This window comes from Sorangium sp. So ce321 (assembly GCF_051530195.1).
Lineage (GTDB): Bacteria > Myxococcota_A > Polyangia > Polyangiales > Polyangiaceae > Sorangium.
Window position 1 is genome coordinate 10,631,515 of sequence record NZ_CP150329.1, and the last position, 13,965, is coordinate 10,645,479.

At 71.6% G+C, this 13,965-nt stretch carries 10 protein-coding genes; 5 read left to right on the forward strand and 5 right to left on the reverse strand.

Features of this window, described 5'->3' with window-relative positions; all coding sequences use genetic code 11:
- Positions 1 to 63: 63 nt before the first annotated feature.
- A complete protein-coding gene (locus WME89_RS39315; protein WP_438004720.1) occupies positions 64 to 2,403 on the forward strand; it encodes an Rv1355c family protein in 2,340 nt (779 codons plus the stop codon).
- An 85-nt stretch (positions 2,404 to 2,488) separates the two neighbouring features.
- Here the strand turns inward: WME89_RS39315 and WME89_RS39320 are convergent, their stop codons facing one another.
- Both WME89_RS39320 and WME89_RS39325 read right to left on the reverse strand, forming a co-directional pair.
- Positions 2,489 to 2,869, reverse strand: a complete 381-nt coding sequence (locus tag WME89_RS39320) for an STAS/SEC14 domain-containing protein (RefSeq protein ID WP_438004721.1) — start codon at positions 2,867 to 2,869, stop codon at positions 2,489 to 2,491.
- A 62-nt stretch (positions 2,870 to 2,931) separates the two neighbouring features.
- Positions 2,932 to 5,112 (reverse strand): hypothetical protein, encoded by a 2,181-nt coding sequence (locus tag WME89_RS39325; RefSeq protein WP_438004722.1) that lies wholly within the window; start codon positions 5,110 to 5,112, stop codon positions 2,932 to 2,934.
- A gap of 435 nt (positions 5,113 to 5,547) precedes the next feature.
- Here WME89_RS39325 and WME89_RS39330 point away from each other — a divergent pair, with 435 nt between their 5' ends.
- Positions 5,548 to 6,333: a TerC family protein gene (locus tag WME89_RS39330; RefSeq protein ID WP_438004723.1), complete on the forward strand. Its 786-nt coding sequence runs from the start codon at positions 5,548 to 5,550 to the stop codon at positions 6,331 to 6,333.
- A gap of 178 nt (positions 6,334 to 6,511) precedes the next feature.
- Positions 6,512 to 6,970, forward strand: a complete 459-nt coding sequence (locus WME89_RS39335; RefSeq protein WP_438004724.1) for a response regulator — start codon at positions 6,512 to 6,514, stop codon at positions 6,968 to 6,970.
- A 93-nt stretch (positions 6,971 to 7,063) separates the two neighbouring features.
- On the opposite strand, the gene WME89_RS39340 is transcribed toward WME89_RS39335, so the two are convergent.
- The 3 genes from WME89_RS39340 to WME89_RS39350 all read right to left on the reverse strand — a co-directional run bounded on the left by WME89_RS39340 (position 7,064) and on the right by WME89_RS39350 (position 11,342).
- The gene (locus WME89_RS39340; RefSeq protein ID WP_438004725.1) at positions 7,064 to 9,199 is read right to left on the reverse strand and encodes a S9 family peptidase; all 2,136 of its coding nucleotides are present in this window, start codon (positions 9,197 to 9,199) and stop codon (positions 7,064 to 7,066) included.
- 188 nt (positions 9,200 to 9,387) lie between these two features.
- The gene (locus WME89_RS39345) at positions 9,388 to 10,146 is read right to left on the reverse strand and encodes a ferritin-like domain-containing protein (RefSeq protein WP_438004726.1); all 759 of its coding nucleotides are present in this window, start codon (positions 10,144 to 10,146) and stop codon (positions 9,388 to 9,390) included.
- On the reverse strand, positions 10,143 to 11,342 hold the full coding sequence (locus WME89_RS39350; protein WP_438004727.1) for a hypothetical protein: 1,200 nt from the start codon (positions 11,340 to 11,342) through the stop codon (positions 10,143 to 10,145). The genes WME89_RS39345 and WME89_RS39350 overlap by 4 nt, the downstream gene beginning before the upstream one ends.
- A 137-nt stretch (positions 11,343 to 11,479) precedes the next feature.
- Between WME89_RS39350 and WME89_RS39355 the strand changes: the two genes are divergently transcribed.
- Positions 11,480 to 13,006 (forward strand): deoxyribodipyrimidine photolyase, encoded by a 1,527-nt coding sequence (locus WME89_RS39355; RefSeq protein ID WP_438004728.1) that lies wholly within the window; start codon positions 11,480 to 11,482, stop codon positions 13,004 to 13,006.
- A 227-nt stretch (positions 13,007 to 13,233) separates the two neighbouring features.
- A complete protein-coding gene (locus WME89_RS39360; protein WP_438004729.1) occupies positions 13,234 to 13,908 on the forward strand; it encodes a VTT domain-containing protein in 675 nt (224 codons plus the stop codon).
- Positions 13,909 to 13,965 lie beyond the last annotated feature (57 nt).

A 13,965-nucleotide genomic window follows, 5' to 3' on the forward strand; every position in this document is an offset into this window, starting at 1 on the left:
CTGGAGGTCACGGCGGCGCTGGCACGGGCGGCGCCGGGCGCGCAGGGAGAGGCCGAACCAACGATGACCACGACCAGCTGGCAGCAGCTCATCTCGCATCCTTCGCAACGAGACGCCGAGTCGGCCGGGTGGCGGCCGCGCTTCTTCCGGCCGACGCGCGAGGAGGACGCCGAAGAGCTCGGGCGCCTGCTCCGCGACGACCCGCGCGTGCAGGTCTTCGACACGATCGACCGGCAGCTCAGGGATCTCGTCAAGACCCGGCACCCCCGCCGGACCCTCGGAGATCAAGAGATCGCGCGGCTCGTGGAGGAGCACCTGCGCGGCGTCCCGCGCCTCTCGTACGGCGTCTGGGTTCATTACCCGTGGTCGCACCGGCTCGTGCACCTGCTCGATGAGGCGGAGTTCGTCGAGCTGCGGACCAACCGCAACAAGTACAAGATCAGCGCCGAGGAGCAGGCGACGCTCGCGGGCCGGCGGATCGGCGTCGTCGGGCTCTCCGTGGGCCAGTCCGTGGCGCTGACCGTCGCGCTCGAGCGGAGCGCCGGCGAGCTGCGCATCGCGGACTTCGACGATCTCGAGCTCTCGAACATGAACCGGATCCGGACCGGCGTGCACAACCTCGACGTGCCCAAGGTGGTCGCCACGGCGCGAGACATCGCCGAGCTCGACCCGTTCCTCCAGGTAAAGTGCTTTTCTGAAGGGGTCAATTCGGACAACCTGGAGCGCTTCCTGCTCGAGGGCGGCAAGCTCGATATCGCGGTGGACGAGTGCGACAGCCTCGATATCAAGCTGGAGCTCCGCCTGCGCGCGCGCGCCCACCGCATCCCCGTCGTGATGGACACGAGCGACAGGGGGCTCATCGACGTCGAGCGCTTCGATCTCGAGCCGGATCGGCCGATCCTCCACGGGCTCGTCGGCGACCTCAGGCCCGAGCGCATCCGCGGCCTGTCGACCGAGGACAAGGTGCCGTATGTCATGCAGATCATCGGGCAAGACACGCTCTCCACGCGCTTCGCCGCCACGCTCCTCGAGGTGCAGCAGACGGTGAGCACGTGGCCTCAGCTCGGGTCGGCGGTCGTCCACGGCGGAGCGGCGGCCGCGGACACGGCGCGCCGCATCGCCCTGGGCGAGCCGGTGCGGTCGGGCCGGTACTACGTCGACCTGGAGCAGATCATCAGCGGCCCGGAGCAGGAGCCGGCCGCCGCGGTGGCCACGCTGGCCACGCCGCCCGCATCGGCCGCGCACGAGCCGCCGCGCCCCGCGCTCGCCGCGGCGTCGCTCGCGCGCCTCCCCGCCGGGGAGGCCGGCGCCGTCGAGCTCGACCGGGAGCGGCTGCGCCGGCTCGTCGAGGCGGGGACCGCGGCGCCCTCGGGCGGCAACTGCCAGCCCTGGCTGTGGGTCTACGAGGCGGGCCGCCTCGGGCTGTTCCACGATCGGGCGCGCTCCGAGTCGCTCGCCGACTTCCAGGGGGCGGGCGGCGTCGTCGCGCTCGGCGCGGCCGCCGAGAACGTCGTCCTCGCCGCGCACCGCGAGGGGCTGAGCGTGCGCGTCTCCCCCTTCCCGCGCGACGGCGACGAGGACCTGACCGCCGCGTTCGAGTTCTTCGGCGCGCCCGTGGGCGGCGCGGAGGGCCACGCGATGGATGCCCTGGCGGACGCCATCGGGCTCCGGCACACGAACCGGCGCCAGGGCGGGCGCGCGGCGCTCGCGGACGAGCACCGGGAAGCCCTCGCCGCCGCGGTCCGGTCCGTCCCCGGGGCGGACCTCCATCTGCTCGAGGCGCCAGCGGAGCTCGAGGAGATCGCCGCCCTGATCGGCGCCGGCGATCGCGCCCGGCTGCTCGCGCAGCGCACGCACGCCGACATGATGAAGGAGATCCGCTGGACCGAGGCGGAGGCGGCGGCGCGCCGGGACGGCATCTTCGTCGGCGCCTTCGAGCTGTCGCCGTCCGATGTGGCGGGGTTCAGGATCTGCCGGGACTGGCGCACGATGGACCTCGTGCGGCGCTGGGGCGGCGGCGGCGCGCTGGAGAAGACGGCGCACAAGGCGGTCGCCGGCGCGATGGCCGTCGCGCTGATCACCATGCCGCGCGCCGGGCTCGCGGACTACTTCCAGGGCGGCAGGGCGCTCGAGCGGGCGTGGCTGACCGCGACGCAGCGGGGCATCGCCGTCTACCCGATGGCGACGCTGCCGTACCTGTTCGCGCGCCTCGTCCGGGGCGCCGGCGAGGGGATGGATCCGGAGACCGTCGAGGTCGCGAGGGCGCTCCGGGAGCGGTACCTCCGGCTGTTCCACGTCACCGACGCCACGGCGGAGATCCTCCTCTTCCGCCTGTCGCTCGCGGACCCGGCGTCGACGCGCTCGCTCCGCCGCCCCCTCGAGGAGGTCCTCGTCGCGCGCTGAGCTGGCCGCGCCGGGCCAGCCCCGGCGCGCGCTGGCGCGCTGGCGCGCTGTCGGCCAGCTCGCGCGCGCCGGGCCCGGGCAGCCCTCACGTCGCGGCGCGGTCGCCGACGAGCCAGGCGCGCGCCGCGCCCTCGTCCTTGAAGACGCGCACGATGTCCGCGGTCCCCGACTCGCGCGCGATCCGGCCCGCCTGCAGCGCGGCGAGGTCGCTCTTGACCAGCTCGGCGGTCCGGATCACCCCCATCGCGGCCGAGGTCGCCCCTATATCGCGGAGCAGCTCCGTCGCTTGCTCGGAGGCGATGGAGAAGCCCCGGAAGTCCACGAGGACGCGGATCCTCCGGCCGTAGAGCGAGCCGAGCGCCTTCCTGTACTCGGCGGCGTACGCCTGCGCCTCCTCGGCCCGCACCACGCCTTTCAACGTGACCTCGATGAGGGCGTTGATCCTGTCGATCTTGAGCTGGTACATGCCTCCTCGCTTGGGGAGCCGAGATCCAGAGACGACAGCGCCTGTCCCGGCGGCCCAGGCCGCTAGCGGTGCGGCGGCTTTGGCTCGGTGAGCTGGTAAACGTGCTCCACGAACTCCGGGACGAGCTCTCTGGCGACGATCCACAGCCGCCCTTCGCCGAGGTCGTTCAGGCTGGCAGGGCCGGAGTAGGTCAGCCTGCCGCGCTCGCCGAAGTAGATGAACGACGTCCGGTGGTGCTCCTGGAACCAGCCGCACACAGCGTCGAGGAGCGGGCCGAACGCGGCGTCGCCGCCGGGGCACAGCGGGACGAGGCGGACCGAGTCGAGCAGCCGGAAGAGGTTCGTGCCGAGCTCGCCGAGCTCGAGGACGGCGGCCGCCAGGGGCTCGCCGCCCTGGCGCGCGACGAGGAGCGCGCGCTCCCGCTCGAGGCCCGCGCTGCGCCAGCGCTCGACGCAGGGCCCCAGCGCGAGCCTGCCCGGCACGAGGTCGAGCGCCTCGGTGTACAGGCGCGGCGACGTGGCGCACAGCTGCCCGAGCAGCGCCGCCTGCTCCCCCGGGGTCGCCTCGCCGATCTCGAAGGGCCCCTCGCCCGCGCCCGCGCCCGCCCACACGACCTGCGGAGGCAGCGCCGGCACGTCGACGCCGATCAGGCGGAACGGCATCGCGAGGACGAGCCCTGTCGCCTCGTGCCTGCGGGCGAACTCGAAGAACGACCGCTCGTTCCACGCGACGTGCGCCTCCGCGTAGACGATGACCGACCGGCACTCCGGGTCTGCCAGCGCGTACTCGCAGCAGCGCGTGAAGATGTCGCGGAGCACCTGCCGGGAGCTCATGTTCGACGCGCTCTTCGGCCGCTTCGCGAGCTGATGAAACATCCACGTGCTGTGGTAAGGCTTCATCACCGAGAAATTGCCCTCGATGCCGTGCTCGGAGAGGCAGGTCACGTTGTGCAGGAGGTGCGGCGTCGCCGCGGCCTTCTGCGCCATCCTCATGACGCACGGCTTGATGGACTCGAAGTGCTCCGGGCGCCGCCCGGACAGGTTGAAGTAGCCTGACGAGGCGAAGAGGTCCCAGAACTCCGCCTGCCAGGCGCTCCCCCCGTAGGTCGTCGCGTGCAGGATGCGCGACACGAGCCGCAGCCAGCGCCGCTCGTCCTCGCGCTTCGCGGCCACGACGTGCAAGCTGCCGAGCTGGGCGGCGGCGCCCTCGCCCGCGGCGACGGACCGCACCTCGCCGAGGAGGTGGATCACCCCGTCATCGCCGTCCGGGAGCTCCAGCGCGAGCTTGAGCCTGGGCGTGAGCGGGGGCTGCCCCTCCCCGAGCGCGAGCCGCAGGCTCGAGAACGACACGTCGACCACCTCGGCCTCGACGGGCGGCAGGTGGAGCCAGTGGGGGTGCAGGAAGCGGGCGGTGAGCTCGACCTCGACGCCCCGCTGCTGGAGGCTCTGGCGGAGGCGCTCCACCCGGGCGGGCAGCGCGGACACGATCTCGCCCGGGCGCACCTGCTCTGCCCGGATGTTGAACCGGAAGACGGAGCTGTGCCCGGCGATCTCGACCGCGGCGGCCTCGCTCCAGCCCTCGACGCCGAACCACCGGACCGTCCCGACCCCCACCTCGCTGAGCATCACGCACATGGAGGGCGCGCCCTCGGCGGCGCGGCGGACGACGCCCTTCTTCCGCAGGAGGACGCTCAGGATGTCGCGCACCCGCCGCGGGTCGTCGATGATCTCGCGCACCTGCGCGGCGCCCGTGGCCGAGGGCCTGAAGAGGTTGGCGGCGGCGGCCTTCGCCATGCCGGCGGCGACGAGCGCGCGCAGCGCGTCGCGGATCTGGCCGCTCGCGCGCGCGGACAGCTCCTGGAAGCACAGCCCGATGAGCGGGCCCCGCAGCCCCATCGACTGCAGGCCCACGAGGGCGGGGAGCGGGCCGATCTCGACGCCGCGGAAGTACAGGCGCACGCCGACGACGCTGCCGAAGGGAAACGAGGTCTGATAATCGGGCTCGACCCAGGCGCCCATCGCGCCGAGCAGGACGACCGGGTGGCCGTGGTCGAGCCCATCGAGTCGCAGCCAGACCGCGTCGCCGTCCAGCCAGCACGCCTGAGGCAGCTCCGACGGCGGCTCTTCCTGCGGCTCTTCCTGCGGCTCTCTCCCCAAGATGGCCCGCTCCAGCGACACGGCGTCATCGCCGCCGGCGGCCCAGCGCTCCTCCTGCCCAAAGCCGACCTTCGGAACCACCGTCACGAGGTCGTCTCCTCTCGCGCCAGACTACCTGTCCCGGGTGAGGAACAGGCGACCCTGGCGCTTCGCCCCTGTGGCATCGCGAAGGCACGGCAATGACCGGAGAGCTCGCCAACACCCCTCAGGAGCTCACCTGGAAGCCAGGAAGGAGGCAGATCCACTTGATCGTACTTCCCTACCATCTGTACCGGATCCCAACATGCCACGTCAAGCGGCGCCCGGCGCGCCGTCACCAGCACGCCAGCGCGGTCACCAGCGCGCCGGCGCGCCCGTCGGCGCATGCCGCCGCGACCCTGCGATCGCCCGCGCTCCCTGAGCACAGAAGCAAGATCCTCCCTGGATGCAGCGGGGAACGAGCGGGAGCCGGAGCCGGCGTGACGACGACGTTGCGGGCGACCGCGGCGCCTCATGCTACAAAGGGCCACCCCGATGCCCGACATGAGCGCATTTCTGCACGCCGATGGCTGGATCACGCTGGCGACGCTCAGCGCGCTGGAGATCGTCCTCGGTATCGACAACATCGTCTTCCTGACCATCATGACGGCGAAGCTGCCGACGGAGCAGCAGCCGCTGGCCCGGCGCATCGGCCTCGTGCTCGCCCTCGGGATGCGGCTGCTCCTCCTGCTCACGATCTCGTGGGTCATGGGGCTCAAGGCCAGGCTGTTCAGCCTCCTGGGACACGACTTCAGCGGGCGTGACCTGATCCTGCTCGGCGGCGGAGTGTTCCTGATCGGCAAGGCGACGCACGAGATGTTCGACAAGCTCGAGGTCGCCGACGTCAAGGATGAGCAGCCGAAGGCCAGGGCGTCGTTCCCGTCCGTCATTGTGCAGATCGTGCTGCTCGACATCGTCTTCTCGCTCGATTCGGTCATCACCGCGGTCGGCATGGCGCAGCACATCTCGATCATGATGCTTGCCATGTTCATCGCGGTGGGCGTGATGCTCGTCTTCGCCGGGAGAATCGGCACGTTCATCCAGCGCCACCCGAGCATGAAGATCCTCGCGCTGAGCTTCCTGCTGCTCATCGGCGTGGTGCTCATGGCCGACGGCATGGGCCAGCACATCAGCAAGGCCTACATCTACTTCGCCATGGCCTTCTCGCTCGGCGTCGAGCTCATCAACATGCGCCTCCGGCTGCGGCAGCAGCCTGTCCAGCTGCACACCAAGATGGCGAACGCGCCAGACCTCGTGCCGCCGGCCGAGCAGGCCCAGCGCCAGGGGTGAGGCCGTGGCCGGCTCGCCGCGGGAGAGCCGGAGAGGCGGCGGAGGCGGGGGCTGCTGGCGCTGCTGGCGCGAGCACCGGGAGAGCCTGTAAACAATTCGCACAGATGGAGCGCCCGAGGGTCGACGGCGACAGCGGCCGGTCCCAGAAGTGACACCGGAGTTCTCCACCGAGGTGAGTGTGAGCGACGAGCAAGGAGACGCGGTACGAGGGAGGCGGCGGCGCATCGTCATCGTCGACGACGACGACGCGATCGTCGAGACGCTGGAAGAAGTGCTGCTGGCCGAGGGATACGACGTCGAGGGGTATACCGACTCGCTCGAGGCGCTGGAGCGGCTGCGCTCCCAGGCGCTGCCGGACGTCATCGTCCTCGACTGCGTGATGCCGTTCATGGACGGGCCGCGCCTCATGGAGACGCTCGCGGCCGAGGGGAAGGCGGTGCCGGTCGTGCTCGTGACCGCGCTCAGCGACCCCGGGTTCTGCATCGACCCGAACCACCCGGACGCGACGCGGATCATCAACAAGCCGTTCGACCTGGAGCAGCTGCTCGAGACGCTCGACGACCTGTCGAGCGTCTCTACGGCCAGCGAGCCCGGGTCGCGGCGGCGCCCGCGGAGCGCGTCGCCGCCGCAGACGTAGCGGCGGCGGGACGGCGCGCCAGGTCCCGGCGCGGCGGGCGGGACCGTGGAGGCCCGCCCGATGCGCCGGCGGGCCCGTGGCGGGGCGGGGAGCTCAGCGCCCGGGGAGCGCCGCGGAGAGCCCGTGGACGGCCTCGGCGCCGACGGGCACGGTGACGGTCGACCCCTTGAAGTCGTTGCCGACCGGCTCGTACGAGCCGCCGAGGCACTGCGCGAGGAAGGTCTCCGCGATCGCGTTGAACGACATGGAGTTCTCCGGGCGGGCGAAGCCGTGGCCCTCGTCGGGGTACAGCACGTACGTCACCGGGATCCCCTTGCCCGTCATCGCCTTGACGATCTGATCGCTCTCGGCCTGCTTCACGCGCGGGTCGTTCGCGCCCTGGCCGATGAGGAGGGGCCGCTTGATCTGGTCGGCGAAGTAGAGCGGCGAGCGGGAGCGCAGGAGATCGCGGCCGTCCTCGGTGCGGGGGTCGCCGACCCGCTTGGCGAAGAGCTCGAGCATCGGCGCCCAGTAGGGCGGGATCGACTCGAGCAGGGTCACGAGGTTCGACGGGCCGACGATGTCGACGCCGCAGGCGAAGGTCTCGGGCGTGAAGGTCAGGCCGACGAGCGTCGCGTAGCCGCCGTAGCTGCCGCCCATGATCGCCACGCGGTCCTTGTCGGCGACGCCCTGCGCCACCGACCAGGCGACCGCGTCGAGCAGGTCGTTGTGCATCTTGCCCGCCCACTCGAGGTTGCCCGCGTTGACGAACTTCTTCCCGAAGCCCGTCGAGCCCCGGAAGTTGACGCTCAGCACGGCGTAGCCGCGGTTGGCGAGCCACTGGTGCATCGGGTCGAGGCGCCAGGAGCTGCGCGCCCAGGGGCCGCCGTGGACGAGGAGCACCGTCGAGAGCGGCCTGTCCGGCTTGCCGTCCTCGTCGGGGTCGGCGGCGCGCGGCAGCGACAGGTAGCTCACGAGCTCGAGGCCGTCGCGCGCCTTGATGACCACGGGCCGCATCCTCACGAGCGGCGCCGACTCGAGCGCCGGCCGGTTCGTGAAGAGGAACGTCGCCCGCTTCGTGGTGCGATCGTAGAGGTAATACCGCGCCGGGCCGTTGGAGACGGTGTAACCGACCGTCCAGCGCCTGTCGTCGAGCGAGCGGCTCAGCACCTCCAGGTCGCCGTCGGCGACGGCGCGCAGGGCGTCGAGGTCGAGCTGGATGCTCTTGTCGAGCACCTGCCAGCGCTTGCGCTCGCGCTCGGAGGCCGCCGCCTGGACCTTGCCCGTCTTCGGGTGGACGATCGCGCCGGCGATGTCGGCCTTCGCGTCCTCGGCGAGCACCTTGGGCTTCGCGGTCCGGAGGTCCAGCGTCACGAGCGCGGAGGTGTCGCGGCCGCGGCTGTCCCGGAAATAGAGCGTCCTGCCGGTCGCGTCGAAGCCGATCGCCTCGCTCGTGACCGCATCCTCGGGCCCGAACGCGACGAACGGCTTCGGCTCCTTGCCGGTGAGATCGAGGTACTCCTGGCCTCCGGCGGGGGTCATCCGCGCCGCGAGCCGCGCCTTGAAGTCGTCGTCGGCGACGAACCCGGAGAACCCGTCGTTCTGCCGCACGAGCTTGCGCTCGCCGGTGCGGACGTCGACGCGGTAGAGGTCGTGGAGCTTCTTGTCCCGGTCGTTCATGCCGATCAGGACCTCGTTCGGGATCTTCTGGCTCAGCCCCTCGATCGTCGCGGAGATGCCCTCGAACGGCGTGAGGTCCTTGATCTGCCCGGTCTTGAGATCGACGGCGTAGACGTGCCAGTTCTCGTCCCCGCCCTTGTCCTGCCGATACAGGACGACGTCGCTCGCGTACGGGAACATGAAGGTGCGCACGCCGCGGCTCTTCTCCTTCGTGACCGGCCTGGCCGCCGCCGGCTCCAGGGCCGGGCCGACCCACACGTTGAGCACGCCCTCGGAGGGGGCGAGGAAGCCGAGCCGCTGCCCGTCGGGGCTGATCTGGGGCGACATGCGATCCGGGTTGCCGAAGAGCAGGCGCCGGGGCACGAGCGTCGCATCGGCGCGCGGCCCGGCCTTCGACGGCGCGGCCGGGGCGGCGGCCGCCGGGGCGGCCGCGTTCGCCGGGGCCGAGGGGGACGGCGCGGAGGCGGCCTTCTGGGGCGGCGCCGGCGATTGCGCCGGGGCCCCGCCGCAGGCGAGCGGAGCGACGAGGGGCAGCAGGAACAGCGTTCGGAGCTTCTGGGGCAGGTTCATGGATTCACCCGAGGCGCGGAGCCGCCGGCGGCACCCCACATGCACCGCGCCCGCGCGCCGAGCGTCATACCGAGATCCCGGAGGCCGGTCCACGGCCGCGTCGCCCGGCGCCGCGCGCGTCCGGCTCCCGATCGCCCCGCGCCCGCGCGCGGCCGTCCCCCGACGGGGCGCGGCCGCCGGCGCGGCCCTCAGGCGGCTCGCTGCGGTGTCGTGGTGGTGGGCGCGCCGCGGGCGTCCAGCGCGAGCTTGCTCGACATCCACGCCCGCACAAGCTCGAGGTGGCGCAGCTCGTGCTGCTCGGCCACGCGGAACTCGGCGGCCATCTCGTCCTGGCCATAGGCCGTCGCCAGGTCGATCAGCATCCGCCAGCTGTCGTTGTCGGTGAGCTCCGCCACGAGCAGCGCCTGGAGGCTCTGCCCGAAGTCGATCCTCGGCTCCACGGCGACGGCGAGCACGCCGGCCGACGCCAGGCCGATCACGTCGGCCCCTGGCGTCATCGCGGTCGGATCGGCGCCGAGCCGCTCCATCGCGCGCTTCAGCAGCGCGAAGTGCCGGAGCTCGTCGTCGCGGATCGCCTCGAGGTCGGCGCGGGTCGGGCCCCCCTCGAAGCTGCCCTCCGCGTCGTGCTTGGCGATCATCGCCTCGTAGAGGCGCGTGCCCGAGCGCTCGAACTGGAGGCGCTCGCCGAGCTTGTCGATGAGGAGCGCCGGCGGCCTGCCCTGGATGAGCTCTCCGGCCGCCTTGACCATCCCCTTCAGGCTCGCCGGCGGCGGGACGCTCCCGACGGTGCCCGATCCCGCTGCGTACTCGGTCCTGACCGCCGCGGCGTCGGCCTCGCTCCCGGGGGAGCTCGGCGGGACCGCCAGCGCGGCCGCGATGAGCTCCTTGCTGTCGAGGGGAGAGGTCGCGATCCCTGTCGTGTTGGTCCCGATCGCAATCTGCTTCATGGCGTGGCCTCCTTCTGTCCGTCGGTCTGCTCGGCTCGCCGCGAGAGCTCGGTGCCCGGCGTGTACCGGTAGCCCGCGGCGACGATCTCCGAAGGAGAGCCGGCGGAGTTCATCTGCCGCCGGTAAGCGATGGTCGCGGCGCTCTCGGGGACGACGTTCGGGTCGACGATGTGCTCGCCGACGGCGCGCAGGTGCACCTCCCTGGAGAGCACGTCGCGCACGAACTGGCGGTGGCTCTCGTGCGACACCGGGTCCGGCAGCGAGGCGGGCAGGATCTCGGCCGCGTCGCGCCCCTCGATCCGGTTGAAATGCTCGATCGCCACGTGGAGCTGCCCGAGCTCGTAATCGAGGAACCGCTCCCAGATGCGCTTGACGCGGGCGTTCTGCTCCTGCTGGAGGCAGCTCCAGTAGTTGTAGACCTCGTTGGCCTCGTGGAGGACCCACTTCTCGAGCCATGTCTCCTCGGGGTCGATCATCGCCTCGTACTGGGTGACGTGCTGCTCCTCGATCGAGTCGATCTCGGCGTAGAGCAGCCGCGCCACCGGGTCCGCGAAGAACGGCCCGACGTTCGCGTAGTAGTTGTGCGTCTGCTGCTCGGCCGCCATGATCGTGAGCGCGTTGAGCTTCGTGATCACGTGCGCTGTCTTCCGGTCGTACGGCGCGCGCACGTCGTCCTCGGGGGCGCGGTGCTCCACCGAGGTGGGGCGACCCACGGTCACGTCGGTGTACGATTGCAGGATGTTGTTCGCGTCCTTGCCCTCGAGGCGATCCAGGAGGGCCGAGTAGCGATAGAGGTGGTCGTAGTCCTCGAGCATGCCGAAGCGATAGACCTGCGCGAGGTACGGATCCGGCTCGGACAGGGCCGCGTGCGCGGTGATCTCGATGGCGACCTGCTCGTATCCGATGGTGGTCTCCAGCGGCGACTGGTCCGGCGGGTTGAGCCAGTTGACGACCGTGGTCTGGTGGTGGTCGACGCGCCGCACCTGGGCGAGCACGCGCCGGAGATCCCGGTTCATGCGCGCGAAGCTGTGCAGGAACCGCACGCTCTCGAGCTCGATGCCGTTCATCAGGATGACGCGGACGCGGGTGAACGCGTCGTCGTCGAGCTTGCTGAACGGCACCTGGACGAGATCACGCCAGTTGAACGACTGGCGATCGAGCGGTATCCCCCGCTCTTTCAGGATATCGAGAGCCATGTTGCCCCTCCTCGCGCGTCGTGCTCGTGCGTCGATGGCCGACCGCTGCGCCGGTACCTGAGGCCGCCCTCACCGCAGCGCAAGCGCGGGCGCGGGTGCGCGGGCCGGGCGGCGCTGTGCTAGAGCACCGCTCAACCGTGATCTCCAGCAGCGTCCCCGAGCTTCGGCTCCGCACCCGCAACGCGATGCCCGTCCGCGAGGCCGGCGATCACGTCCTTTACTGGATGATCGCGAATCGCCGGACACGCCACAATTTCGCCCTGGAGCGCGCGATCGCCTGGTCGCTGGAGCTCGATCGGCCGCTCGTCGTGCTGGAGGCGCTCCGGTGCGGCTACCGGTGGGCGAGCGACAGGCTCCATCGCTTCGTGATCGACGGCATGGCCGACAACGCGCGCCGCTTCGCGGCGGCGGGCGTGCTGTATCACCCCTACGTCGAGCCGGCCGAGGGGGCCGGCAAGGGGCTGCTCGGCGCGCTCGCGGCGCGGGCGTGCGTGGTGGTGACGGACGACTATCCCTGCTTCTTCCTCCCCCGGATGGTCGCCTCGGCGGCGCGGCAGGCGCCGGTCCGCCTGGAGCAGGTCGACTCGAACGGCCTCTTGCCTGTCCGCGCGGCCGACCGGGTGTTCACGACCGCCCGCTCCTTCCGCATCTTCTGGCAGCGGGTGATCGCCGATCACCTCGTCGCGCTCCCGGCGGTTGATCCGCTGAAGAAGGCGCGGCTCCGGCCGGCGGCGCCCCTCCCCCGCGCGATCGCGCGGCGGTGGCCCGCGGCCTCCCCGGCGCTGCTCGAGGGCGACCCTGCCGCGCTCTCGGCGCTCCCCATCGATCACGCGGTCCCGCCGGCGCCCTGCCGCGGCGGCCCGGAGGCGGCCGGCAAGGAGCTCGCGCGCTTCGTCTCGGAGCGGCTCCCGCGCTACCTGGACGAGCGCGATCACCCCGACGCCGGCGCGGCGAGCGGCCTGTCGCCGTACCTGCACTTCGGCCACCTCGCGGCGCACGAGGTCTTCGCCGCGGTCGCCCGGCGCGAGGGGCTCCGCCTCGAGCGGCTCGGCCGGCCGGACGACGGCATCAAGCGGCCGAGCGGCAGCCGCGAGGGGTTCTGGGGGCTGAGCCCCGCGGCCGAGGCGTTCCTCGAGCAGCTCGTCACCTGGCGGGAGCTCGGGTTCAACGCCTTCGCGCTGGGGGCGAGCGAGGGCGACGGGCCGCGCCTCTCCTGGAAGCGCGAGCCGACCGAGTACGAGTCTCTCCCGGACTGGGCGCTCGCGACGCTGAAGAAGCACGAGCGCGACCGGCGCCCGCGCGTCTATTCGCTCGAGGCGCTCGCGGCCGGCGCGACCTACGACCGGATCTGGAACGCGTCGCAGGGCGAGCTCCTCCGCGAGGGGCGGATTCACAACTACCTGCGGATGCTCTGGGGCAAGAAGATCCTGGAGTGGTCGCCGAGCCCGCGCGAGGCGCTCGAGGTGATGCTCGAGCTGAACAACCGGTATGCGCTCGACGGCCGCGATCCGAACTCCTACTCGGGCATCTTCTGGGTGCTCGGCCGCTACGATCGGGCCTGGGGACCGGAGCGGGAGATCTTCGGCACGGTGCGCTACATGTCGTCCGAGAACACGGCGCGGAAGCTGCACCTCAAGGAGTACCTGGCGCGGTATGCGCGGTAGCAGCGGGCGCGGCCGCCGTCCGGGCCGCGCGCGGGGCGCCGGGGAGCTCTCCGGGGAGCTCGCCGTCGGGGTTCGAGGCGGGCGCGGCGCCGCCGCGCGGGGGTGCTCCCTCGGCCGGCGGCGGCGCTGCCGGGCGCTCTCGCGGGCGCGCCCGCGCCGGCGGCGCGGGTCGCTGCGGGGCGTACGCGGGGTTCGACGCGGCCGCCGAGGTGAGCTATCGAGCGGGCGTGGAACTCCTCCGTGAATTTTTCAGCAGGCTGAGGGAGCTCGAGTCGCTCCTCGAGTGGGGCGGCTACCCCGTCCTGATGTTCATCATCTTTGCCGAGACGGGGCTGCTCATCGGGTTCTTCCTTCCTGGCGACTCGCTGCTCGTCACCGCCGGGGTGCTGGTCAACGCGGGGCTCATCAACCCGCTCAACCTGACGAACTTCCAGAACCTGCTGCTGATGAACGTCACGTTGATGGCGATGGCGATCATCGGCGACGCGGTGGGCTTCTCGATCGGGCGGCGCGCCGGGCCGAAGATCTTCACGCGCGAGCAGTCGCTGCTGTTCCGCAAGGATCACCTGATCGCGACGCAGAAGTTCTACGAGAAGCACGGCGGCAAGACGATCATCCTGGCGCGCTTCATGCCGTTCGCCCGGACGTTCGCGCCGGTGGTGGCGGGCGTGGGTCAGATGGCGTACCAGCGCTTCGCGATGTTCAATGTGGTGGGCGGCGTGCTCTGGGTCTTCTCGATGACCTTTCTCGGGTACTTCCTCGGCAAGGTCTTCGACGCGAAGCAGATCGAGCGGGTGGTCTACCTGATCATCTTCGTCTCGGTGGCGCCGGTGCTCTTCGGGGCCATCAAGCACAGGCTCCAGCAGAAGAAGGCCGCCGAGCGGCTCGGGACCGAGCCGTAGTCGGCTCAGGCCAGGCGGGGCGAGGCTGGCCGAGCCGGCGGTGGAAGACGGCGTTCG

Excerpts from the sequence above, each read along its gene's own strand:
- WME89_RS39315 (WP_438004720.1), top strand. The coding sequence starts at position 64 with ATGACCACGACCAGCTGGCAGCAGCTCATCTCGCATCCTTCGCAACGA.
- WME89_RS39320 (WP_438004721.1), bottom strand. The coding sequence starts at position 2,869 with ATGTACCAGCTCAAGATCGACAGGATCAACGCCCTCATCGAGGTCACG.
- WME89_RS39330 (WP_438004723.1), top strand. The coding sequence starts at position 5,548 with ATGAGCGCATTTCTGCACGCCGATGGCTGGATCACGCTGGCGACGCTC.
- WME89_RS39340 (WP_438004725.1), bottom strand. The coding sequence starts at position 9,199 with ATGAACCTGCCCCAGAAGCTCCGAACGCTGTTCCTGCTGCCCCTCGTC.
- WME89_RS39345 (WP_438004726.1), bottom strand. The coding sequence starts at position 10,146 with ATGAAGCAGATTGCGATCGGGACCAACACGACAGGGATCGCGACCTCT.
- WME89_RS39350 (WP_438004727.1), bottom strand. The coding sequence starts at position 11,342 with ATGGCTCTCGATATCCTGAAAGAGCGGGGGATACCGCTCGATCGCCAG.